The 23,867-nt window shown below is 55.2% G+C and carries 22 protein-coding genes; 16 read left to right on the plus strand and 6 right to left on the minus strand.

Features of this window, described 5'->3' with window-relative positions; translation table 11 throughout:
- Nucleotides 1-19 precede the first annotated feature (19 nt).
- The 4 genes from FHS72_RS15530 to FHS72_RS15545 form a co-directional block, all read right to left on the minus strand.
- Nucleotides 20-529, minus strand: coding sequence for a hypothetical protein (locus FHS72_RS15530; RefSeq protein ID WP_183530555.1), 510 nt, complete (start codon nucleotides 527-529; stop codon nucleotides 20-22).
- Entirely contained in the window at nucleotides 526-1,266 is a 741-nt protein-coding gene (locus tag FHS72_RS15535; protein WP_183530556.1) for an HNH endonuclease, read from the minus strand. The genes FHS72_RS15530 and FHS72_RS15535 overlap by 4 nt, the downstream gene beginning before the upstream one ends.
- A gap of 76 nt (nucleotides 1,267-1,342) precedes the next feature.
- Complete coding sequence (locus FHS72_RS15540) at nucleotides 1,343-1,888, minus strand: recombinase family protein (RefSeq protein WP_183530557.1); 546 nt, start codon at nucleotides 1,886-1,888, stop codon at nucleotides 1,343-1,345.
- Between the two features lie 130 nt (nucleotides 1,889-2,018).
- A complete protein-coding gene (locus FHS72_RS15545) occupies nucleotides 2,019-3,305 on the minus strand; it encodes a Fic family protein (RefSeq protein ID WP_183530558.1) in 1,287 nt (428 codons plus the stop codon).
- Between the two features lie 274 nt (nucleotides 3,306-3,579).
- On the opposite strand from FHS72_RS15545, the gene FHS72_RS15550 reads away from it, so the two are divergent.
- On the plus strand, nucleotides 3,580-5,199 hold the full coding sequence (locus FHS72_RS15550) for a hypothetical protein (RefSeq protein WP_183530559.1): 1,620 nt from the start codon (nucleotides 3,580-3,582) through the stop codon (nucleotides 5,197-5,199).
- 7 nt (nucleotides 5,200-5,206) lie between these two features.
- Here the strand turns inward: FHS72_RS15550 and scpB are convergent, their stop codons facing one another.
- On the minus strand, nucleotides 5,207-5,794 hold the full coding sequence (gene scpB, locus FHS72_RS15555; RefSeq protein WP_183530560.1) for an SMC-Scp complex subunit ScpB: 588 nt from the start codon (nucleotides 5,792-5,794) through the stop codon (nucleotides 5,207-5,209).
- 2 nt (nucleotides 5,795-5,796) lie between these two features.
- Nucleotides 5,797-6,735, minus strand: a complete 939-nt coding sequence (locus FHS72_RS15560) for a DUF1403 family protein (protein WP_183530561.1) — start codon at nucleotides 6,733-6,735, stop codon at nucleotides 5,797-5,799.
- Nucleotides 6,736-6,848: 113 nt separating this feature from the next.
- Between FHS72_RS15560 and FHS72_RS15565 the strand changes: the two genes are divergently transcribed.
- The 15 genes from FHS72_RS15565 to FHS72_RS15635 all read left to right on the plus strand — a co-directional run bounded on the left by FHS72_RS15565 (nucleotide 6,849) and on the right by FHS72_RS15635 (nucleotide 23,824).
- Entirely contained in the window at nucleotides 6,849-7,958 is a 1,110-nt protein-coding gene (locus FHS72_RS15565; RefSeq protein WP_183530562.1) for a tyrosine-type recombinase/integrase, read from the plus strand.
- A 596-nt stretch (nucleotides 7,959-8,554) separates the two neighbouring features.
- A complete protein-coding gene (repA, locus tag FHS72_RS15570) occupies nucleotides 8,555-9,754 on the plus strand; it encodes a plasmid partitioning protein RepA (RefSeq protein ID WP_183530563.1) in 1,200 nt (399 codons plus the stop codon).
- Nucleotides 9,754-10,722, plus strand: a complete 969-nt coding sequence (gene repB, locus FHS72_RS15575; protein ID WP_246414803.1) for a plasmid partitioning protein RepB — start codon at nucleotides 9,754-9,756, stop codon at nucleotides 10,720-10,722. The genes repA and repB overlap by 1 nt, the downstream gene beginning before the upstream one ends.
- A gap of 238 nt (nucleotides 10,723-10,960) precedes the next feature.
- The gene (gene repC / locus FHS72_RS15580) at nucleotides 10,961-12,016 is read left to right on the plus strand and encodes a plasmid replication protein RepC (protein WP_138925260.1); all 1,056 of its coding nucleotides are present in this window, start codon (nucleotides 10,961-10,963) and stop codon (nucleotides 12,014-12,016) included.
- A 37-nt stretch (nucleotides 12,017-12,053) separates the two neighbouring features.
- Nucleotides 12,054-12,206, plus strand: coding sequence for a hypothetical protein (locus FHS72_RS15585; protein WP_183530565.1), 153 nt, complete (start codon nucleotides 12,054-12,056; stop codon nucleotides 12,204-12,206).
- 761 nt (nucleotides 12,207-12,967) lie between these two features.
- The gene (locus FHS72_RS15590) at nucleotides 12,968-13,438 is read left to right on the plus strand and encodes a hypothetical protein (protein ID WP_183530566.1); all 471 of its coding nucleotides are present in this window, start codon (nucleotides 12,968-12,970) and stop codon (nucleotides 13,436-13,438) included.
- Nucleotides 13,439-13,481: 43 nt separating this feature from the next.
- On the plus strand, nucleotides 13,482-14,414 hold the full coding sequence (locus tag FHS72_RS15595; protein WP_183530567.1) for an ArdC family protein: 933 nt from the start codon (nucleotides 13,482-13,484) through the stop codon (nucleotides 14,412-14,414).
- Nucleotides 14,415-14,504: 90 nt separating this feature from the next.
- Nucleotides 14,505-14,894 (plus strand): DUF3768 domain-containing protein, encoded by a 390-nt coding sequence (locus tag FHS72_RS15600; RefSeq protein WP_183530568.1) that lies wholly within the window; start codon nucleotides 14,505-14,507, stop codon nucleotides 14,892-14,894.
- A gap of 148 nt (nucleotides 14,895-15,042) precedes the next feature.
- Nucleotides 15,043-17,022, plus strand: a complete 1,980-nt coding sequence (locus FHS72_RS15605; RefSeq protein WP_183530569.1) for a ParB/RepB/Spo0J family partition protein — start codon at nucleotides 15,043-15,045, stop codon at nucleotides 17,020-17,022.
- Between the two features lie 107 nt (nucleotides 17,023-17,129).
- The gene (locus tag FHS72_RS15610; protein WP_183530570.1) at nucleotides 17,130-17,723 is read left to right on the plus strand and encodes a regulator; all 594 of its coding nucleotides are present in this window, start codon (nucleotides 17,130-17,132) and stop codon (nucleotides 17,721-17,723) included.
- Complete coding sequence (locus FHS72_RS15615) at nucleotides 17,723-18,379, plus strand: DUF6927 domain-containing protein (protein WP_183530571.1); 657 nt, start codon at nucleotides 17,723-17,725, stop codon at nucleotides 18,377-18,379. Before FHS72_RS15610 ends, FHS72_RS15615 begins: the two co-directional genes overlap by 1 nt.
- 68 nt (nucleotides 18,380-18,447) lie before the next feature.
- Entirely contained in the window at nucleotides 18,448-18,741 is a 294-nt protein-coding gene (locus tag FHS72_RS15620) for a type II toxin-antitoxin system RelB/DinJ family antitoxin (RefSeq protein ID WP_183530572.1), read from the plus strand.
- Nucleotides 18,742-18,820: 79 nt separating this feature from the next.
- On the plus strand, nucleotides 18,821-19,063 hold the full coding sequence (locus tag FHS72_RS15625; protein ID WP_183530573.1) for a type II toxin-antitoxin system Phd/YefM family antitoxin: 243 nt from the start codon (nucleotides 18,821-18,823) through the stop codon (nucleotides 19,061-19,063).
- Nucleotides 19,053-19,472, plus strand: coding sequence for a hypothetical protein (locus FHS72_RS15630; protein ID WP_183530574.1), 420 nt, complete (start codon nucleotides 19,053-19,055; stop codon nucleotides 19,470-19,472). Before FHS72_RS15625 ends, FHS72_RS15630 begins: the two co-directional genes overlap by 11 nt.
- Nucleotides 19,473-19,558: 86 nt before the next feature.
- Nucleotides 19,559-23,824 carry a strawberry notch family protein gene (locus FHS72_RS15635; protein ID WP_183530575.1) on the plus strand — a complete coding sequence of 1,422 codons (4,266 nt, stop codon included), beginning with the start codon at nucleotides 19,559-19,561 and terminating at the stop codon, nucleotides 23,822-23,824.
- The last annotated feature ends 43 nt before the right edge of the window (nucleotides 23,825-23,867 follow it).

Below are 23,867 nucleotides of genomic sequence, written 5' to 3' on the forward strand. Positions count from 1 at the left end.
GAGTTGAGAATTGCTATTCTTATGGCATCGCGGCGCGGATCTGCTTGGTGACATCTTCGACATCAGGTTCGTCCCAAACATCATCACGTAACATGAACTTGCTACTGTTCGCATGGGCTATATAGGTTGCACGTCCCTCGACCAAGCGGAGCGGAACAAGTGCTGCCCGTACAATTTGGAATTCATCATCAAACAAGACCGCTGCCAAGACATCAAAATGGCCAGATGATAAATCTCTCATGGCTGAAAGTTGGCGTGACTTGTTGCGTCGATGAATTCTTCGGCCTTTGATTTGGTATCGTGTTCCATCACTGCCCGTTGCATCAAACCCACGCTCTGAGTTTGGTGCCTGCGTCCACCCAAAAGCCTGACAAAACAGATATTCCGCCAAGTCTCCGGTGGGATTGTTTGCGCTTCGAACAACACCTCGTTCTCGAAGTTCCTCACCAATCCCGGCGTGAAACGCCAGAAGTTCCGGTACAGATAAGGCGGTAAGGTCACGTATCGCGGGTTTAGGTCGCACTGTCATTTCAGCCCCTCAAATGCGCCAAATGCCGGACCACATTCGCCATCCGCCTCCAGCGCAACGTATGTTGGAACTTCGAACCGTCCACATTGAATGCCATCACTGTTCCAACGACACTGGAAGCATGGCAAGTAGTCGTTATCGTAAAACTCCGGTTCATTATGCTCCGGGTGGGCTTTGGAATGGCACCCATGACAGAGTGCTACGAGTTGAAACAGAAGTTCATCACCTATATTTGCATATGTAGTGTGGTGAACAACTGTCGCCGGGGCCTCAAGACACCCTTCGCACAGACCGTTGGCACGGCGCACTACTTTAGATCTCTTCGCCTGCCACAATGCAGTTCTGCGGTAAGCTTCATATTCGGCCTTCCAGTCTTTTGTCTTTGCGAAAAGCTCAGTGTCAGCAAGAGTTTGTAGCTTGATAAATTTCAATTGGATGTGCGCACGAGCCGTTTTCCGACCCTCCAAGTAAGCTACATGCTGATCCATGTCCCACTTTGGTAGGTCAGGCTGCTTTGAAACGGCGTTTCCAATTGACGCACCACAATCCAAGCACTGCAATTTGCACATTGGCCCGCCGCTCGCGGTGATCCTCACCCGAAATTCGGTTTTTGCGTGTTGGCAGTTCGATTGATCATGCTCATCGATCTCGGTCTTGTATGCCTCGACCAGCTCACCGCAGATCGTCGCTACTCCACCTTCAGGATTCGTAATTATTTTCCGCTTCATAGCTGACACGATTTTTCCTTCAGACGACTTCGAAGCCATTTCGCAATCAAATTCGAAACACTTTCTTCAATAGTAACTGAGATTGTCACCTCAGCCTCGAAATTGTGGTGTGAGCGACACCAAGGTCCTTAGCAATCGCGCGGCAGGTTTCTCCATTCGCCATACGATCACGGGCAAGTTGGCGCTGATGGTCTGTGAGTTTTGGCTTACGTCCAAACTTAGTACCGTTGGCGATAGCGATTTGGCGGCCTTCATTAGCGCGTCGGGTGATCCTTTCTCGCTCGTCCTCAGCCAAAGCAGAGAGAAAGGCCAAGATGCCCTTGCCCATGGGAGTCGTTAGGTCGAGCCAGGGCTTGTCCAAGACTTTAACGGTCGCTGATCGATCCGCGACGCGTTGGATGATATTGATTCCATCCATCATTGATCGTGTCGCCCTGTCCCATTCAGCGATCACGAGGATGTCCCCTACCCCTAGAGCATCGATGGCACGTTCCAACTGAGGTCGGCCTTTGACTGTTCGGCCCGACGCAACTTCACGAAAGATCTTGTCCGCTTTGGCAGTGTTCAAGGCACCGATCTGGCGATCAAGGGATTGTCCTTGGCTGGACACTCTGGCGTAACCGATATGCATGTGGAGACCCTACAACAGGGAGCATAATTGCGCACCTGATTTATGCACCAATCTATGAGCCTTGTTTTTATGACCGCGTCGAGCCGTTGCAAATATCATGAGTTTCGAAACTGACGATTGTTAATGCTACTTACCCAAGGTTCACGTCGACCAAGTCGCTTGGCTTGAGGCGGTAACGAATAACGTTCCCCTCGTGAAGTCCTGAGAGCTGATCTCTGATGTAGGCGACAACGCCATCTCGATCCTCTTCGGGCACAGCGGCCGCAGCGGCCATTGCAAGCACCTCGTTTTGGCGAAATTCCTTGAATTCTAGAACACAACGGCGAACGGCCGTACGAACGAACTCCCGATAGGCCAGCGCCGCTTTCTCAGGGCTCTCCACATCAGCGCGCAGGATACGGTACTTTTCAGCCGAAGCGAGATAAGCATCCATGTAGACTTCGCGGAGCAGCGACACGTTGTTCAACTCGTAAATCCCGATCAAGCCATCGATGTAGTCGCTGTCATCCATCGCAGTAAAGGACATCGGCGCAAGGTCCGATTTCAGCAACGGAATGTTGGACGCCACGCGAGAGGTCCGTTTGTTGACGTCGGCGAAAGCCTGCAAATACGGAATGTGAACGAGCAAGAAAAAGGATTGCTCGAACGGGTCAGTGATCTGAGCCGCCTTGTGCAGAAGGATGTCAAATTCCTCGGCGATCGTGACCGCGTCGTCGAGTGGCCGATAGCTTGAATGTGAAATCCCGACAGGCATCGCACGCAACCGCCCAGACATGGCCGGATCTGCAAGCAAACCGTCCGACAGGAGGGCATGAAGCGAAAATAGATCGGGGCGGCGAAGCCCGACTTCGTCGAGATTGTCGACGACATACTGAATAGCCTCTTTGTGGTTCAGGATCATTAGAGCTTCTTTGCGATCCTTTCCCTCGACCTCTTCGCCAAACCGGATCAGCCTTTCAGTTTGCAAAATGTCATAGGTGTTGCCTTCCATCCTGGAGGACGCCCAGCTGAGGTCTACAAGGAGTTGTTCCAGAATGCGGCGAGCATACGTGCCTGCTGGAATTTCTCCCCCTTGAGGTCGCCCGGCCTCAAGCAAACGAACGCGGTCAGCTTCAGGCAAATACCACGTCTTTCCCGGAACATAGGCATCTAGGAACTCTGGACGGTAGGTCACTGGAGGGCGCCGGTTATAGGGGGTCGACAAATACGCGCGCACAACCGACGCTCCCGCTATTTGGTAACCTGTCGCCCGACCCTTTCCTGAGACCTCAAGGCGGCCTTCATCCACCAAGCGCTTCAAGGCCCGCCAAACGGTCGTTTCACTTACATCTCGTGCCACACCCTTACGAATGGCGTCCCGTCCAGCACCTGGGTTCGCTGCTGTGAAGTTGAGAATGTCTTGATCAGTAAGGGCCATGAAACGATATCCTTAGTACGTGAACCGATTATTACATTGATAAACATAGGGTATTTATCATTTGAAGTTTTCGTTTCACGGATTTTGCAACGATTTATAGAACTAAGTGCTATCTGAGTCTAGTAGGTCAGTTTGAAACGATTATCACTTTGAAAACACTACGAAAGAACGTGGAAAGACGTTATCGTTGCAGGTAACATGAAACGAGGGCCACAACGGCGTAAAGAACGTAGATGTGCGCGACAATGCCTAAGACACTAACTGGAACGAACCCATGGACTACAAAGTAAAGATCACCGTTGGAAGATACAGGCGTACGCGCGATTTCCGGTCGGATTTGGCAACCTTAAGAGCATTTCGGGGGGAGCACGTTGGACCAGCGTTGCTAGAAAGCCTGGAGGAACTGGGACTGTTGCGTCCACGCATCCGCCTCTTCTGGCCTGACACCGTTGCTAGACGAATTTGGTTGGAAACCCATAACTGGGCAAATGAGCTGCATGATCCAGTTGAGCCGGATGGGCCAAGAATGGATGCAGCGTCAGACCTATGGAACGCCCTCCACAACGCTGGGTTCAAAAGCCCAAGCGACCAAGGCCACCCATTCGATTCCCCCAAACCGGAGTGGTTCGAATTTCTGCAAGCTTCGGATCAACAGTCCTTCGTCCCCCATCGTAAACGGCGCGTTCGGGTCTCAAGTGAAACTCATCCTGACCTTCACGACAGCGACAATATCCAGGACTTCTATTCCAGTTGGCAACTCCTGGCCGCCGCAGAAATCGCCGAAATTGGGATCCATATCCGGGTGAACATGGCAGACGAGGAAACCGCAACAAAGGTTCGGGACGACATCAGGAACGAACGTTGGCCTGGAGGGCGGACTTCCGAAGCCTTCGCCCCGACCCGGGCTCTACGCGACTTCGATAAGTACAAGGCAGTCCTCGATGCGATTGAATGGTCGCGGGAAGAGGAAAGAGATCGAACTTTTCGCATGCTTCAAGGATTGGGTGGCGGACGAATTGTGCTCAATGAGGAACAGATTGCCGACCGAGACGAAGTCCGCCGCACTGTCGCTCGAGAAGCCTGTACGCGCCTTGACGTCAGCGCAGATGGGCTAATTGGCTGCTGTAGGTTCTTGGCCGGGCGTTGGCATGAGTGGCATAGGGAGGGACGACCCCTTGTGGCTGACGCCTATAAGATCTTCCTCGCGGAAGCAGTGCGTTTGCTTCAAATCCAGTTCGAAATGGGCTTTGACGCGATCAATGAAGCCGTCGGTTTCCAAGGGCAAGGTGGGAGCCGCACGCTTGAAGTCATTTGGCCGGACTGGGACGCTGAGCAGATTGACAGATTGGTTCGCACACTTCGTGCTCCGGACTTATCTGAACACCAACTTCAAGCATTTGGGAAGTTCCTTAGAGAAAATTTTCAGGACGCGATTTTCCATAGATTGCGGTCGTTCGAAAAGCACGCTTTCGAATATGGCCATGCCAGGATCTCTGGTATGCACAGCGATCTACAGGGAATGGCAGTTGCAGTGGAGCAGGTCGTCCGCGCCATGGGAGGACAGGGTACACAACTCTCGAAAATGTTCCGCGACCTCTGGGACGGGACTGAAGTTGGTCGGATCTTAAAGAAACAGAAAACCTTGCTTGAGCGCGGTCAGCCCCTTGGCAGTCTGTTGGCTGAGATCAACGCTATACGAGAACTCGGAGGAGAATCCGAGAAGGCCGCCGATCTCATTCTCGCCACACGTGTCCGCGGGGCAGTTCATCACGCCCTGGAAGTCGAAAATCAGTTGGAGCTTGAAGAATTGCTCCTGCGGGTTCTGCGTGCCGCGGCACTCACCCACGCGCAATTGTATCCAGTCTCAGCGCTCGCCGCCGATGGTGCTGAATGATCGCCGCTCAACCGCTCGCCATCCCCGCATCCTCCAGCTGCTCCCGATCCGGCAGATCGCGGAGGCTTGTCATACCAAACACCACAAGGAACTGTGGCGTTGTCACATAAGTATATGGTGCCCCTGCCCTTGGGCTGCGCGGACCTATTGCGATCAACTCTTGTGTTCGCAGCCGGCCGATCAAATCCCGACTGATGTCTTTGCCAAAGATGTCTTTCAGCCCGTCACGGGTTAGCGGTTGATGATAGGCAATCGCTGCCAGCACAGCGACCTCGAACTCGTTGAGGTCTAGAAGTTGATCACCAACATCCGCCGCCGCCCGGATCGCATCGGCAAACTGGGGGCGCGTCCTTATCATCCAACCGTCAGCAACGGCGACCAACTCATAAGGACGACCAACCAAATCCGACTGGATATCCTCGATCAACAAATCAACCGAGGCCCCTTGCCCGACAACTCGCGCCAAATCTTCACGTGGCACTGGCGAGGTAGACGCAAAGATCACCGCTTCAATCCGGCCCATCCATTTGCGCCAGCGCAGCTCAGGCGGCAGGTCTTCCAGTTCAGTGTCGAGTGCAGGGGTTTCTTTGGCCATGCTTACACCCCGTAGAGCCGGAACGTCGGGCGCCCGGTAAGTTCACGTACAACGCCCAGTTCCACGAGCCGATCACACAACCGCCGTGCCGCGCGGTCGGTCATTGCAACAGACGTGCCTTTGACCATCGGGTTTAACATTCCCGACGGCGACACCGCATCATGGGTCAGAAACAAAGCCAGCGCTTCGTCCGACCCTTTGGCTCGCAATTTTGACGCAACGGCTTGCATCTCGGTAACACGGCGCTCCAAATCCGCCGCACAGCGGATGGCTCCATCGCAGGCGGCAACCATCGCCCGATGCACACAAAGCACCGGATCACCTACCCCGTCCGCGATCGTGCGGATATCCTTGCGCACCAAATGGGCCGCCAGCAACGGCGCCGGCCGATCCCAGCCAATCGCGCGGGCCAGCGCCACATCCGCCAGCATCAGTGCTGCCGCTTCTTCGCGCGGAAACTGCCGCAGCACGCGCGCCAGTATCTCGCTTGCCTGTCTAACCGGAGTCCCCGCCACCGCGCCAAACTCAGATACCACCTCAGCGACAGAAGCCGGCAGCACCTTCCCCACCCTGGCTTTCCACCCACCGACGGACAGATTGATCCGCGCTACATTGCGCCACGCCACAAACATCTCTCCCGCTGGTCCAAGCGCATCGCCTGCCCGCGCGAGACAGACCGCATCACGGATATCGGACGGGCTTTCATTACGACCTTCGAGGACCAAGCAGGCAGCAGCAGCATCCAAAGCCAACCGATCCCGCAGCAACGCACCGGGCAATGTGGTTCGCGGATTGCGCAATACCACATCTAGCATTGCCAATGCTGCACCGGACGCAAATGCAACAGTTTCAATGGCTTCGCTTCGTGAAGAGGTGACCCAATGCGGCAGTAGCTGTATGCTCTGTGTATCGTCTGAGACTGGTTTTGTGGTGGGTTTCATATCAGAACCTTAAATCAGCGCGGCGCTTATATCCAGAAAATACCGACCTAAGCGCCGCACTATGCTGCTATTGGTTATGTCCAATAAGTTTGCCTTATCGGACGTGAAAAGATATGCTCTGCGACATGTCAAAAAGCAACGAGAAATCGCCCTCAAGTCCAGCAAACGCGCCCTGCCCCAACGAGGACAACGAAAGTTATCCTTCTTCCGATGAGGCTCTAAGCCTCCCCACCTTTGTGGCTGGTTCTGGCACACTCGATCGGCTGGTTGAGACTGCCCGCGACTATGCGAAGCACGCTGCATCTGAGAACACGCTAAAAGCCTACACGAAGGATTGGGCACACTTCTCTCGCTGGTGCCGGATGAAGGGCATAGACCCCCTGCCCCCCTCGCCCGAAATGATCGGGCTTTATCTTGCAGATCTGGCTGCGCCTACTGGCAAAGCCCCTGCCCTTTCGGTTTCAACTATAGATCGTCGGCTCTCAGGTCTCAGTTGGAACTACACACAGCGTGGCTTCAACCTCGATCGTAAGAACCGTCACATCGCCACGGTGCTGGCCGGGATCAAACGCAAGCACGCCCGTCCTCCGGTACAGAAAGAGGCCATCCTTGCCGAGGACATCCTTGATATGATTGAGACCCTTGGATTTGGGCTGAGAGACCTACGTGATCGGGCCATTCTGCTTATTGGATACGCAGGAGGTCTCCGTCGTTCTGAAATCGTTAGCCTAGATGTTGGTAAGGACGACACACCCGACAGTGGTGGCTGGATCGAGATCCTCGAGGATGGTGCCCTGCTCACGCTGAACGCCAAGACCGGCTGGCGTGAGGTCGAGATCGGCCGCGGATCGTCTAGCCAGACTTGCCCGGTGCACGCACTCGAACAATGGCTACACTTCGCCAAGATCGATTTCGGCCCAGTGTTTGTCCGCGCTACACGGGATGGAAAGAATGCGCTTAAGACACGGCTAAGCGATAAACACGTTGCGCGCCTGATCAAGCAAACCGTGTTGGACGCTGGACTCCGAAGCGAGCTGCCAGAAAAGGAACGCCTCGCCCTGTTCTCTGGGCATTCCCTGCGGGCGGGCCTCGCCAGCTCCGCCGAAGTCGACGAACGCTACGTCCAAAAACAACTGGGCCACGCTTCCGCAGAGATGACCCGCCGATATCAACGTCGACGGGATCGGTTCCGCGTGAACCTGACCAAGGCGGCAGGGCTTTAGCTAGGAACTAGCCGCTCAGACTGAAAGATTTGGTTCGAATTTGGGAACCCACCATTCGACTATTGGAGGCTACACCATTTGTGCATTAGGAGCCTCCTTTTGCGCAATAGGTGTGCTCTCGTGTATCATTTGGTCAGTCCAACTTCCTGGACGTTTTTTTACGATCCAGCGAGAAAATTCTAACCTTCTCGCACTTGAAGTGCACGAAAGTTAGAATTGGTCTCATCGTCAAGTACCGTTGACACCCGTTAAGGGATATTTCCGACAACAATTTGACATTCGTCATACAAGAAAATCGAAGAATCATAGCTGAAGAAAAAAATCACTAGTCCCAACCGTCGCCAATCTGAAGAGTTGCGTTTTCCACGAGAAACTCGAGCGAAAAATAGAAATATACATATTTATCAGTATATTGTAGCCATCCTCATGCGCGGACCTGATTGGTGCTGTGGATAACTATTGCACTACATATAGATTTTTCTTGCCGGACTCACTCATTCATGGCATTCCCATTTTGACGACAAAGCGCGTCAGACGCACCTTGGGTCGTCAGAAGAGCGAAGAGCCTTAATAAAGGCCATGACAGGCGGCAGTAGATGAATGAACAAAACACAGGTTATGCACAAGGTATAGGTTCTTCTGATATCGGAGCCTTTGCAGACAATCTTGCTGAGTCTCTTGACCGGCAGATGAAGATAGCTTTCGAGCCCGAAGAGCGGAAATTCCTCAGGCGCTTCAGCTCAACCGAAGTTGCTGGTTTGCTTCGCGTCAGCACATCCAATCTGCGTAATCGCCATAAAGACGGTAGCTTTCCGGAAGTCTTCACTGATGGTCGTGGTCACAGGTTCTATACGGCCGAAGAGGTCGATGACCTGCGAAATATCTTGGCTCGAACTGGCAAAAATGCCGATTCTTACCTACCCGGCCGCCGCAAAGGCGACCGCCTACAGGTAATATCAGTCGTAAATTTCAAAGGTGGATCGTCCAAGACAACCGCTACAATCCATCTTGCACAGCGCTATGCCTTACGCGGCTACCGCGTGCTCGTACTAGATCTGGATCCACAAGCTAGTCTAACAACGTTTTTTGGCTTTCGGCCAGAGCTCGAATTTGCTGAAGGCGGCACGATATACGACGCTTTGCGTTATGAAGATCAGATCCCCCTCAGCCAAGTCATTCAGAGGACTTATTTCCACAAGCTAGACATGGTTCCAGCGGGTCTAATGCTTTCTGAGTACGAAACCGAAACAGCGAACGCACTCGCTCGGCGAGTACAACCAATTTTTGCAGAACGCCTTTCTGCAGCCCTAGAGGAAGTCGAAGCAGACTACGACATCGTATTAATCGATTGCCCTCCGCAATTGGGATTTCTCACTTTGACAGCCTTAGCCGCATCGACTGGCCTGCTCGTCACTGTTGTCCCAGGTATGCTTGACATTGCATCTATGAGTCAGTTCCTCAAACTCGCGTCAGAGACAATCAAGGCCGTCGAAGAAGCTATTGGACGAAAAGTCACTTGGGATTTCGTCAAGTTCCTTATCACGCGGTATGAGCCCTCGGACGGACCCCAAACCCAAATGGCCGGATATTTGAGGTCAATTCTTGCTGGGCAAGTCATGACAGAACCAATGTTAAAGTCGACTGCAGTATCAGATGCAGGAATGACCCAACAAACTGTCTATGAAGTGGACCCCGGTCAGTTCATTCGCAAGACAATTGATCGTGCGCTATCCAGTATAGACAGCGTTGCCGATGAGCTTGAGCAGACAATTCAGCTGGCATGGGGGCGCCGCTAATGGCACGCAACATTTTCAACCAACCCCCAGCAGATGACAACAAAGTCGCATCCCTCTCCCCTGCCCCGGCGAGATCTACAAAGCTACCCGGTTCTGTCGGTGGGCTTCGTGACTCCCTCCGCGAGATCACAGCCAATTCTATTCGCGACATAGAGCCTGATCAGATCGATATGGACGGACTGCGCGACCGATTGATTTTGGAAGACAGCAGCATTGACGAACTCGCCGAGAGCATACGAAAGCATGGTCAGCAGGTACCAATCATGGTCCGTCCCTCGGACCAGCATGATCGCTACCGCATAGTTTATGGTCGACGTAGACTTGCGGCAATTCGAAAAATAGGCGGATCAGTGAAGGCAATTGTCCGTACGCTGGACGACGATGCCTCATTGATCGCACAAGGCCAAGAGAACAACCTTCGGCTCGACCCTTCCTTTATCGAAAAATCTCTTTTTATCAAAGAGATGCACGAGGCCGGATACAAACCCAGCATTATCCAGGACGCGTTGGGGCTGACGCGACAAGGCGTATCGAACCATCGCGTAGTCATTGAGCAATTACCTGAAGAGCTTGTACGAATGATCGGACCTGCTCATGGTGTTGGCAGGCGACAGTGGGGGGAGTTGGCCGCTCTTGCCAAGCGAGTACAACTTATTGATATCGCAAAGGAAACGCTTGGCGAACTGCCCATCGAGACACCAAGCTCAGAGAAGTTTCAAGCGGTGTACGCTGCCTGCGCCAAAAAGATAAAACCCGCTGTGAGGCTAGCCCCTAAGGGCCTGACGACCGTCGTAAAAGATGAGAACGGCAGTCCTCTAGCGACGCTTGCAGTTGATGGCAAAGCGATTGCTATCAAAATCGCCCGCAAGGACAACCCGGAATTCGGCCAGTGGCTAGAAGATCGTGCAGAGGCAACGCTTCTGCAGCTTTTCGACCAGTGGCAGAGTGAGAGAGACTCGGGATCCTGATCCCAGTCAAAATTAGAAACACGAGCAGAGGAGAAATACGAAGACCAGAAAGAAAAGAGCCCCCCAAAGTTTCCCTCGGAGAGCCCTCATCAGTAGTTTTGCACCTTTGATGTAGCAACCTCCAATACAACGGTCAAGAGTCACCGATTCGGTGGACGTCTTTTTATTGCCTTGTCGTGCTTCAAAACGCGAGACAAGAAGGGGAAGTTGTGGGCCAAACGGTCGTCGTTCATAAATCATGGCATTCACAAAACTCTCAATCAAAAGCACCCCCGCTGTTCCAGCGTCAGGTTCGCAAACACCTCATGAGACTGATATCTGGGCAATCTTCAGGGCCCTCAGAGACTCGCGTAGCATGTTTGAACTACGCCCCGGCCACGTCCAAACACTTCAAGCTATGCTGAGTTTCCTCAGGCCAGGTCACGGTGATACCGTGTTCGCCTCCAACAACGAGATTTGCCGGCGCGTCGGAGGTATCGATGAAAGGACACTCCGCAGACATATCGACCGCTTTGTCGAACTCGGCTTTATGAAGCGCCACGACAGTCCAAACCGGAAACGCTACCGTGTCAGATCATCAGATGGTCATTCCATCAGTTATGGTCTTTCTCTTACTCCGTTATTGGAACGCGCCAGCGAGCTGTTATCCGTCGCTCAGGAAATGGAAAACAACCGTCGAGATCGTATTTTCCTCCGTAAACAGATACTGACAAAACTGGCCCGCTTGGAAGAATGCGATCCCAGAAACAGCTTGCTTTCCGAAGTTCGTAAAAGACTCCGGAGAAAGCTAACGATTGCAGAATATCGCAATCTATTGACCGACGTTGACGCCGAATATATCGATTTGTCCACCGCGGTGGACGCTCCAGAAACGATCAAACTGCCCGCCAATGACGGACAAATTGTCCGGCACCATTCTAGGTCTATAAAAGAACAAAAAGATTTAGAAGACAATCAAGCCAACGAGCCACCAACAATTCAGAAACTTATCTCGATATGTGATCAGGCAATATCGTTCTCAACGAACAGGCTCCATTGCTGGCTAGACATCGAAAACCATGCACGCACCCTTGCACCGATGATGGGCATTCACTCAAACACTTTCGACAAAGCAAAGACGGCCGTAGGCTCAGAGAAGGCATCATGTGCCATCTTCATCATACTTCAGCTAGGGAGCCAGATCAGAGACTTCGGAGCCTATTTTCATAGCATAACACTTGGCAAAAGAGTTCAGCAGTTCAACCCAACTGTCTTGCTCGATAGGTTATCAAAAGCAGATACTGTAAATGCATAACGTCCACCGCGGTGGACACTTTGAAAGAACAACGAAAATGACGATTTACTTACCCTTTGGTTCCGGCCATTCGTTGAAAGTCATACGCACCATTGGCGAATGGACCAAATCGCGTGGCGGTGAAAAGTTTGAGGGCAGCCATGAATATTTTCAGCACAACGAGAATGCGTATTTCCATAACTCAGTCTGAGATCATGGGTGAACGCTCTGACCGCACTTCGACGAAACATCACTTCGCGTGCGAGCATCATTCCAACATTATTGGAGCTCCCATGTTTCGCTGATGTCGTTAGCTAGAAACTTAAACACTTCCTTCAATGAGCGGAGACAGTACGTACAATCTTGGTCATCTTCGTACACAGCAACAAAAACCATGATACTGGTCGCGCGCAGCCATGCTTTAAAAAGGCAGGTGTATCCCGGACGTATATTGCAAAGAGAAAATGCAAGGCTTCCAGTTGGTGCTACCGCTGTCGATTGTCTAGGTCGGGTAACCGTAAGATGGATAAGGAGTTTTGTTGCTAAAATTGTATGCCCTTCTCTATTCATGCTCTTGAATGGTGATCGTTGGTATCTACTCGCTTATTGCCGTCCAAAATGTCCTGAATAGATTGCTCAAATAGCGATAAATATATATTTATCAATGAGATAGACGGTGAATAGCCCTAGGGGAGGTCCAAAATCACCTCGCTGACCTTCATTAAGATAGCGTCATTCAATCTGAACTGATTTCTACCAGCTCACGATGCTCGATACTTCAATGGCCACGTCAAAGATCTCATCGTAAATGCCCCGCAGCTGTTTTGGGTAAGGTCAATTCGGTTCGGATCTGGTGCTGCCGAAAAGTAAAAGTTTCCTTCTTGTTTTGGGACTGTCTGAAGGAACCCTTGTGGGTGTTCCTGACGGGTCCGGGTCGGTTTCCGGCCTGTCTGTCCTGACAAGGAACCTCCCATGCAAACAGAAGTATTGCGCGTGCTGCGCACTGAAGCTCAGTCGTGGTGGCGGCATCGAGAGCTTAGAAGAACTGGTGACCTTGATGAGGCTTGTCGGCTGGAACGCCAAACGATCCTACGTGACCTTGGCTACCTTCGGACTGCGATCAACAACCCCAACGCATATGTCAGCTGCGGTGGGGGAGGGACCATTCTTCACCTCGGGCTGACAACAGTCTCGATCTATGCCCCCGTCGAACGCTTCCCGCTCGCCAGCTTGGCCGTCCGGCTTGGAACGCCTCTTATCGACTGCCGCATCGTTCGCGACATCATCGCCTTCGCAAACCTGCCGAAGGTCACAATGGATGGCACGGTTGATCCAGAACCTTGGACGTCCTCCAGCCGGATACCGCTTCTGACCTATCTCGATCTTGTCGAACGCCTTGGCGCTCGTATCGTCAACGACCCGCGCATCAATCACGCGACCTAACCTAACTCCCCCAATCAAATTCAACATCGAAAGGAGGCCAGCCATGGCCCGTTCCCGCACGTCCAAATTCGACGCATCAGAAGCCATCACCAATGAACTCATCCGCATCATCGAACGCGGGGTTCTCCCTTGGCGCAAACCGTGGACCGCCGGTGGCAGCGCGCGTCCGATGCGCCACAACAGCGAGCCCTATCAGGGCGTGAACAATTTCCTGCTCACCATGCGCACGGTGATGGCAGGATATATCTCTCCGTTCTGGATGACCGTGCCGCAGGCGAATACTCTTGGAGCAAAGATCCGAAAGGGCGAACGCTCGTCTGTTGTTGTTTATTATGGCCAGAGTCGAACGCAGTCCGATGATGAGCAAGACACCAATGGTGGTGATACCGAAGAAGCCCGCGTTTTTCGTTTCCAGAAGTCATATCGCGTGTTTAATGCAGATCAAATCGAGGGCTTGCCGGAGGCATTCCGCCCGGATGCTTGTCCGGTCCCCGATCATGTGCCATCTGCGCCAATCCCGCATATGCAGGCGTTCTTTGATGCCATCGATATTAAGACGGTCTTTGGTGGAACCGAGGCACGCTATAATCCGCCCGTCGACAAGGTGTTTATGCCAAGCATCGAGCGCTTCAAGGACCCCCTGAACTTTTACGGGGTCTGGGCGCATGAGCTTGCCCATGCCACCAAGGCGCCCCATCGCTTGAACCGAGACTACGGTCTCAGCCGGTTTGGTAACACAGCCTATTCCCGCGAAGAGATCGTCGCAGAACTGACGTCCTGCTTTCTGGGGCAGGAGCTTGGGTTTACCGCGCATACGCTAGAGCTGAACGCGTCGTATTTGTACCACTGGTTGCGCGTGCTGCGCTCTGACAAGACGGCAATCTTCAAACATGCGGCCGATGCGCAGAAAGCCTGTGATTATCTGATCGCGAGGTCGGAAGCGGGCAGGGCAGGGGCCACCAATCAGGCAGCTTGAGAGGTCTGGTGCTGTCGTAGGCGGTGGCTCTCAAAAAGTGAAAGCAAGCTTTTGGTTTTGTGTTTTCAACTTTTTCGAAAGGACAGACCCATGACCACTTCCGCACTCCCTCAAACCGAAAGCCCCGACATCGCAGCAATCGCGATGCAGAATGATGCCTTCCGCAAGCTCGCCTGCCTCGGCATTGCACCGGATCAGCCCATTGCAGGCCGTATGCATGTCACACGGTCTCTTGCAGAGGCCGAGGATGGCTTCATGGCTGAGGCGGTCAAAGCGACAGGGGAGTTCGACGTCTTTGAACCCGAGAATGATCCAGACGGATGCCACGACTTCGGGGCCGTGGATATCCGAGGGCAAAAGGTCTTTTGGAAGATCGATCTTTATGAGGCGGATAGCGATTTCCGGTATGGCGCTGAGGCCCCTGACAATCCTGCAACCACAATGCGCGTGCTCACCATCATGATGGCATCCGACTGGTAGGGCAGGGCCCCCCACGTTCTGAACATTCGAGGCCTGCTTCCTCTCTTCAAAGGGAAAGCAGGCCTTTTGTTATGTGATCCTCAAACCCGGGGATTGGTCAGGCCGTTCCGAGTGTTCGGGGCAGCACAACATCTCAAAAGGATATCACATGACACATGCTCTCAAATCCATCACGGTCGCCATTGGTGATCTCACCTCGCATCCAGCCAATGTGCGCAGCAATTCGCCAGAAACTTACGAGACAGAGGCTATCGCTGACCTCACCGCCAGCATTGGCGTTCTAGGCATCATCCAACCGCTGCTGGTTCAAAAGATCGATGGCAAGTTCGGCGTTTTGGCCGGCGGTCGGCGTCGCGCAGCTTTGAATGAATTGGTTGCTGACAAGACCGCGAAGGGCTTTACCAACAAAACCAAGATCGAATGCCGCTTGGTGCCGGATGACTGTGATGTGACCACGGCCCTGTCGCTGGCCGAGAACATCACGCAGGCCCCGATGAACGCTATCGACGAGTTCGAGGCGTTTGCGCGCATGATGGAGGTTGATGGCCAATCGCCAGACACCATCGCCAAAACGTTCGGGACAACGATCGCGGCCGTGAAGGGTCGCCTGCGCTATGGCTTGATCCATCCAGATATCCGCGCGGCGGCCCGCGCCAAGTCTATCACGCTTGATACCATGAAGGCCTTTGCGGACCATCCAAGCCAGGCCGTGCAGCTTGAGGTCTATGAGGCTCTAACAAGCGATGACAGCTATGTGCAGGCCTATACAGTACGTCAGGCGCTCAAAACCCGTGGTGTGCAGGTCAGCGACGATATTGGAGCCTTCGTGCGAGAGGACTATGAGGCGCGGGGTGGTCCCATCGCTGCGGATCTCCTCGAGGAGCATTCGGTGCTAGAAGACATCGCACTGGTCGAAACGATAATGGTCGAGAAACTGACCGCCGCCGCCGAAGAGGCACGGGTCCAAATGGGGTTTGCGTGGGCTGAGGCGTTGGTGCGCTACGATTATGCAACGATGGCAGAATATGGTCGCGTTTATCCCGGTCCGGTCGAGCCTGATGCCGCTGGTCTAAAGCGCGTGGATGCGATCACCGATGAGCTGGAGACACTGCAACGCGAGATGAAGGACGAAAACCTCGAGACGGATGCCTACAACGCCCTCTACGATCGCGTCGATGCGCTCGAGGAAGAGGCGCGGGAACTGCAGGAGGCTTACAGTGCAGATGACCTTGCGCAGGGCGGCGTCATCGCATCCTGGTCAAACGGCAAGATTACGCTGCATGTCGGCCTGGCGCGGCCAGAGGACAAGCCTGAGGCGACATCTCAGACGACCAGTGCCGGCGGCACGTCTGGTGACGCAGAAGGGCAGGGCACGGACGCAATCGTCTATCCCGCCTCACTGACCCAAGACCTTAAGACGGAGCGGGCAATGGCCCTCGGGGCGGCGATGACACTGCATCCCGAAGCCACGCTCGATCTGACCTTGTTCAAACTGGTCACGGACGTGCTTGGCGGCATGAGCGCAACCCACGCCGTCAAGGTCGAGGCCCGCAAGGAATACCGCAGCCACGCCAAGATGGATGAGATTGATGGCACATCGCTAGAACAGGTGGCCGAGGCGTATGACGCGCTCGATCTGTCTTGGACGGGTGAGGCTAAGTCTCCAGCAGATCAGTTTGCATCGTTCCGTGCACTTGGTGCGGGCGAGAAGGCCAAACTGGTCGCCTATGCCACGGCCAGCACGACGCAATCGTGTTTTGCCCGCAGTGTTCAGAGCGACAGCTTGATGCACGACTTCGAGATCGAGGTCATGCCCGACGTTCGCGCGCATTGGACGCCAAACGCGGCGCTGTTCAATCGGTTCAAGAAGGCGTGGCTGCTCAAAATCCTTGGCGAAGAGCTCGGCCTTGCGCAGGAGGCGGTCACACTGGCCTCCATGAGCAAAAAAGAGATCGTCGCCTTTTGTGACAAACTCTTCGCCGAGCCCTTTGCGACTCTCACTGAGGCGCAGCAGAGGGCGGTTGCGGCGTGGTGTCCGCCGATGATGCAAACGACCGATGGTGTCAGCTTGGGTGTCGATGCGGAAGAGACCGCGCAAGCAGAGACGGTTCAAGCAAAAGCCGCCTGATCTATCGAGGTGACCCGCGCTTGGGAACAACCAGACGCGGGTCATCCCACTCCCCAACAACTCCCAGAAACAAGCGGCTCAGGCCGCCGTTTATGAAAGACATCCCCATGGCTATTCTCAAGTTCTCTGCGTCCGCTGTCGCGGCGCAAATCGCGCATGCGCGCTCGTGTTCAACCTTCCTGCCCAATTGGAACGGGCCAGTCGATAAGCCCGCCCTGATCCTCATCGTTGGGAACGGCGTGCATCTGCGTTCCAACGGTATCGATGGCTCTACCACCCGTATTGTCACCACAGAGCAGTCCGATCCTTCCTTTGCCTTTGCGAACGGCATCAATCCGTTTCGGGACAGCGATTGGATGGCACAGCGTCAAATGGCGTTCCGCGATCTGACCGGGCAGTTTTACACAGACATACTTGACGATGTGCAGACACTGATCGATCGCGGGCAGGGGGCCATCCGACTGGCAACCGATGGGCATTCTATCCGTGTCTTCGTCCGTCGCGCCTCAGACTTCCTGATTGGTGGCACCTATGAGGTGCCCTCGGGTCTTGGCGGAACATTCCGAGTAGTTCTGAAGGACGCCTGCGACACCTTCGCAATCGTTCAGAACTGCGGCAACTGCGAGGACTTCGATGCCATGCAGCCTTACCGCGTGCCGCTTGATGCTCTTATGGAGCTCGAGGACCGGAGGGCAGCGTAATGGGCTGGCTTTTCTACACTGACCGGCGGGTTCAAAACTACGCCGATAAGAAGGCAGAGATCACCCGTCTTTGCACCTTCGAGACAGATGCGCGCCGCACGACACTGGTCAAAGCCAGCAAAGTTGGCTCGACGTGGTATGCGGCCGCAAAAGTCGAGAGCCTTGATTCGGCACCCTTGGAAGATCGGACCTATGTGATCGACAAGGACGGGTCATTCACCTTTGGTGCCGTGTTTCTGACGCGGTACGACGACGGGTGCTGGGGCTACAAGGATATGGAGGAAAGCGCTGGTCCCTGTGAGTCTCGCGCGCCACTAAGCATCCTCAATCTCTTGTCCGAGTTGAAAGACTCCGACAGCTATGCCCACGCCTGGCGGCAGCGGTGTCGGGACTGGGCCGCGATCCCTGATTACGCAGAGGGTGATAAGATCAAGTTGGTTGCCCCTGTGACCCTCAGCGATGGCAGCACCTGTCAGTTCGTTACAGCGACCCATTACAGGCGCGGGCATCAAAAACGGCGCTGCTACCGTATTGAGGAAACCGGCAGCCTTGTGCGGCTATCAAAGGCGTCACTGGCGGGATCGACCCTCATCAGTCGCGAAATAGCTGAGGGCAGTGCGGTGTTGGCAGAGTTTTTTGCGGGGCAGGGGGCCTAGAGTGAAACTCTCTACCGCCTTGATTGCGTATCTCATTTGAGATACAACAATAACCAAAGGAGACTCATATGCCCGCTCAAACATCAATGATCCATGTCCGTGTTGACGATCAGCTTAAAGCGCAGGCCTCGGATGCACTCTCGGGCGTCGGCCTGACGCTCTCGGATGCCGTTCGCATCCTCTTGACGCGCGTGGCCGCAGAGGGCGGGTTGCCAGCGGGACTGACCGCGGATCCAGATGCCTATGACGCATGGTTCCGCACCAAAGTGCAGGAAGCATTGGACGACCCAAAGCCGACAACACCGCAGGCTCAGGTAATGCAAGACGCTCAGGCGCTGATTGATAAGAAGCGCCGTGCCTGATCTTGAATGGAAGGCTACTTGCAAAAATACAGAAATTCTGTATATTCTTAATAATCCTGAAAGTCATCGGAGCATTGAGATGAAACAGTTCGCAGCAGGCGATCTAACGCGTAATACTGGCGACCTCTTCGAGGCGGCCGCTGTCTCTCCAGTCGCCATCACGAAACACCGTAAACCACGTTTCGTTGTCATGTCGATGGAGCGGTTTGAAGCCCTTACGACGGGACGCAGCACACAGGTTGCGCTGGATGTGACGGATATGCCCGAAGATTTGGGTAAACTGTTGGACACGGGCATCGAGAATCACTTCCGTGACCGCTGACTTCCCTGCTGCAGGGCAGGTTTTTGATTATCATTATCTCTGGAAGTGGCAGGCGGATGGTGGTGAGACAGAGGGTCGTAAGAAGCGACCAAGCTGCGTGGTCATTGTCGTGGCCAACGAAGCTGGCCACCACGTCATGTTCATTGCTCCGATCACCAGCAAGATGCCGGAACAAGGCCGAACAGCATTGGAAATACCGGAGACAGAAGCTCGTCGGGCGCGGCTTGATAGCCATCTGTCTCTATGGGTCATTCTGGATGAGTTGAACGCCGATGTCCTCGAGGCTTCCTACACGATTGAGGATCGCTCGCCTCGAGGGACTTTCAGTCCAGCCTTCACCGACGCGATTTTGCGCGGCGTACAACAGCTTCGCGCGGCTGGAAAACTGAAGCTGTCCAAGCGAACCTAGCTCATCTTGTCTTCTCCCGTTTTCCAAAAGGAAAAGGGGGCTTTTTGTCCTGTGAACCTCAACCCGGATCACAAAGGACAGAAATCATGGCCCATCCCAACCCGAAGCACCCCAATCTAACCCCATCCAATGCGCAGCTCAAATCAGCCCTGTCGTTGATCGCCGCCGAGATCGCGCGCGGTCCTCTGCGCAGCTCTTCGCTGTCAAAGATCATGCGCGACACCTTTGGGGGCAGCGATGCCAGCGGTGCATGGAACTGGCGCATGGCCTACGACATGATGCAGGCTGCTGCGGCTCAAACACTTCTCTTGGATGCGAGCGTGTCAGACCCAATTGGTGACGCAAAAAACCTCGCAACGCGGCTTTTGACCGAAACCCGTCGGTCCGAGCAACAGATACGCCTGCAACAGTTCTCGACCCCGCTGCCTTACGCGGCCCTCGCCGTGCGCGCGGCGGCCATCCGAAACGGTGAGACTGTGCTGGAACCCTCTGCGGGAACCGGCTCATTGGCGGGGCTTATGAAGCGGGCAGGGGCCAAGCTCATGCTCAACGAAGTCGATCCATTTCGCCAGCGGCTGCTCGATGTGGTGTTCGACGCGCAGCCGACGGGACATGACGCCGAGCACATTGATGATCTGCTGACAGCAACAACCGCCCCCAGCGTGATCGTGATGAACCCGCCGTTTGCATCCTCGGTCGATCGCTCCCGTGACAAGCACATTGCGGCCAAACATCTCATCGGCGCCGCGAAACGACTGGCCTCCGGCGGACGTCTAGTCGCGATCATGCCGATGGGCTTCACCCCCGAGCGCGACCCAGCACATTGGGTCCGCGCGATGAGCCTTCTTACCCCGCGGTTGGGCTTGACCATCCCCGGCCATGTCTATCGCAAGCTCGGCACCAGCGTGGATACGCAATTGATGGTCTTTGATAAGGTTGATGAGGGCGGTGAGATGATCCGCACCTCGATCGATGATCTCGACGCGGCGGTCAGTATCGTCGACCAGATCGCCGCAACACGGTCGATTGAAGCGCCAGTAACGGCGGCACGTTCCTTGCACGTCGGGCTCCCCCTGATGGGATCCGCGCCTCACAAAGCGCGCAAGCCTGAAGTATCAAATCCATCTGGTGCCAAAACTCCAAAACACGCAGCAATACCGCTGTCGTTTACCCCGCTCGAGACCCCGCGCGAAAACACTCCCATCTCTGACATTTACGCCCGCTATCGTCCGCAGCGGATCGACATTGCAGGTGCGCAGGAACACCCGACGCCGCTGGTGGAAAGCATTGCTATGGCGTCGGTCGCACCCCCCGTGCCGTCCTTGCAGGCCGCCGAGGGGCTGCGCCTGCCAAACCGCCTGATCGCAGAGGGTCATCTCTCAGAGGCCCAACTTGAAACCATCATCATGGCCAACGATGCCCACGGGCGGGATTTGCCCGGCAAGTTCACCATCGATGAGGATCAGACCAAGATGCTGCGCAGTGATGAGGATGCGGCGGCCCGTGCCTACCGCTTGGGATACTTTCTCGGAGACGGCACCGGCTGCGGCAAGGGACGCGAGTGCGCAGGCCTCATTCTGGCCAATTGGCTCTCGGGACGGCGCAAAGCTGTATGGGTGTCGAAATCCGCCACCCTGATTGAGGACGCCGTGCGCGACTGGACCGACCTTGGTGGCTCACCCGCAGATATACAGCCGCTCTCGAAATGGAAGCCCGATCAGCATATCACCATGGGTGACGGCATCTTGTTCGTGACCTATGCAACACTGCGGTCCGCCGGCAAATGCGGCACCACGCGTCTGAACCAGCTTCTCGACTGGATGGGAGACGACTTCGATGGCGTGCTCTCTTTCGATGAGGCCCACGCGATGCAGAATGCGGCTGGATCGGAGCAGGGCAGGGGGGCAAAAGCGTCCCAGCAGGGTCTTGCGGGTCTGCGCCTGCAACTTGCCGCGCCGCGTGCGCGGGTCTTCTATGTCTCGGCGACGGGAGCCACATCGGTTCACAATCTCGCCTATGCGTCCCGGCTCGGGCTTTGGGGCCAAGGGTTTGAGTATCCGTTTCCAAGCCGCGAGAGCTTTGTCTCAGCGATGGAGGCTGGTGGGGTGGCGGCCATGGAAGTTGTGGCCCGCGATCTCAAAACACTCGGGTTCTACACGGCGCGGGCGCTGAGTTTTGACGGGGTCGAATACGATGTGCTGGAACATGCACTGACGGCTGCCCAAACAGAGATCTACGACGCCTATGCGGGCGCGTTCCGCACGATCCATCATAACTTAGAGGCCGCACTGACCGCGACAGGCGTCAATGATGCTTCGGGCGAGACAAATGCATCTGCTGCAAAAGCATCCGCCAAGTCGCGGTTCGAGAGCACAAAGCAGCGCTTCTTCAATCATCTGCTGATGGGGATGAAAGCCCCGTCGATTGTCAGTGCCATTCAGCAGGACCTATCCGATGGCTTTGCCTGCGTCGTCCAAGTGGTCTCGACCGGTGAGAGCCTGTTGAAACGACGCTTGGAGGTGATGGACCCCGATGACGAGCTGGTCGAAGGCGCGTTGACACCGCGCGACTACGTGCTCGGCTATCTCGAACAGGCCTTTCCGATCCACACCCAGAAGCTTGTCGAAGTTGACGGCAATGTCGTGGCAGAGCCGCTGCGGGATGAAACCGGGGCCTTGGTCGTCTCTCGCGAAGCGCTTGCCCTGCGGGACGAGGCGATGACGGACCTGATGGCGCTGGCCCCGATCCCCGCGGCACTGGACCAAATCCTTTGGGCATTCGGAGACGAGACAGTCGCAGAGGTGACGGGGCGGTCAATTCGCCCGCTCAAATCGAGCGACGGCGCACTTTTCATCGAAAAGCGTAGCCCTCGCAGCAATTCATCCGAGACGCAGGCGTTTATGGATGGGGAGAAAAACATCCTGATCTTCTCAGATGCGGGTGGCACGGGGCGATCCTATCACGCGGCGCAAACAGCGAAAAACCAGAAGCGGCGTCGCCATTACTTGCTGGAGCCCGGCTGGCGCGCGGATGCAGCCATTCAAGGACTTGGGCGGACGCATCGTTCCGCCCAGGTCAGCGCGCCGTTCTTCCGGGTCTGCACCTCGGACGTGCACGGCGAGAAACGCTTCACCTCGACTATCAGCAAGCGCCTCGATCAGCTTGGCGCGCTCACCAAAGGCCAACGCGAGACAGGCTCGCAAGGCATGTTTCGCGAGGAGGACAATCTCGAAAGCCCCATCGCGCGCTCCGCGCTGCGGGGATATTACGCCGATCTTGCCGCGGGGCGTGCGGAGGCGATGGGCTATGAGACCTTTACCGATTGGACGGCATTGCGGCTGATCGACAAAGACGGCGTGCTGCTGGAAGAGCTGCCGCCCATCCAGCGGTTCCTGAATCGGGTGCTGGCACTACCGATCCATATGCAGAACGCGCTCTTTGCAGAGTTTATGCAGCGGATCGCGGATCAGACCGAGCGTGCAAGGGATGCAGGTACGCTTGATCTCGGGGTGGAAACGCTGCGAGGCGAGACGATCAGACAGGTCTCGGCGGAGGATTTATGGACCTGCCCGCAATCCGGGGCAGTGACGCGGATCATCGGGCTGGAGGTGACAGACCCCATTCACATTGCGTCCGCAATGACGGCTCTTGGCAACAACGTCGACAAAATCCCTATGGTCAATCGCGGGTCGGGGCGGGTTGGGCTGATCTCAAAGCGCCCGATGCAGATGTATGACGAAGACATCGTCACCCTGATGCGTAAGGTTGTCCGGCCCACTGGCAAATCCTACCTAGAGGAGGCAAAGTTCGAAGCCTCGGCTTGGGAGGCGATTGACCAACCAGAGTTCATCCGGCTTTGGGATGAAGAGGCCGGCAGCTTGCCCAAAACCTCCACAACAAAACTCTACCTGCTCACAGGTCTGTTGCTGCCGATCTGGAAGACCATCCCGACAAGCAACGAGCGCATCTATCGGGTCACGCCCGAAGGCCGTGCCAGTATGATAGGCCGCACCCTCAGCGAAGAGGGGGCCGCAGCCCTTCGGGCGCGGTTCATGACAGGAACGCCCGAAACACCGGGTGAGATGCTGACGGCGGCGCTTGGCACGACAGCACCCGTCGATCTGGGGCGCGGCCTGACGCTGACGCGCCGCCGCGTTGCGGGTGACGTGCGCTTGGAGATCAATGGGGCGGATAAGGGTACAATCGATGGTCTCAAGGCCCTTGGATGCTTTACAGAAATCATCGCCTTCCAGCTGCGGGTGTTCGTGCCGCACGGTGAGGGTGTGGATACCACTGCCATTCTGTCCCGCATCACTGGTGATAACGGCGACAGCACACGAAACGCGGCCTGATCAGTGCAGCAGTGGCACACGAATTTCATTCAAACCCTCAATG

It is taken from the genome of Yoonia ponticola (genome assembly GCF_014199395.1).
Classification (GTDB): domain Bacteria; phylum Pseudomonadota; class Alphaproteobacteria; order Rhodobacterales; family Rhodobacteraceae; genus Yoonia; species Yoonia ponticola.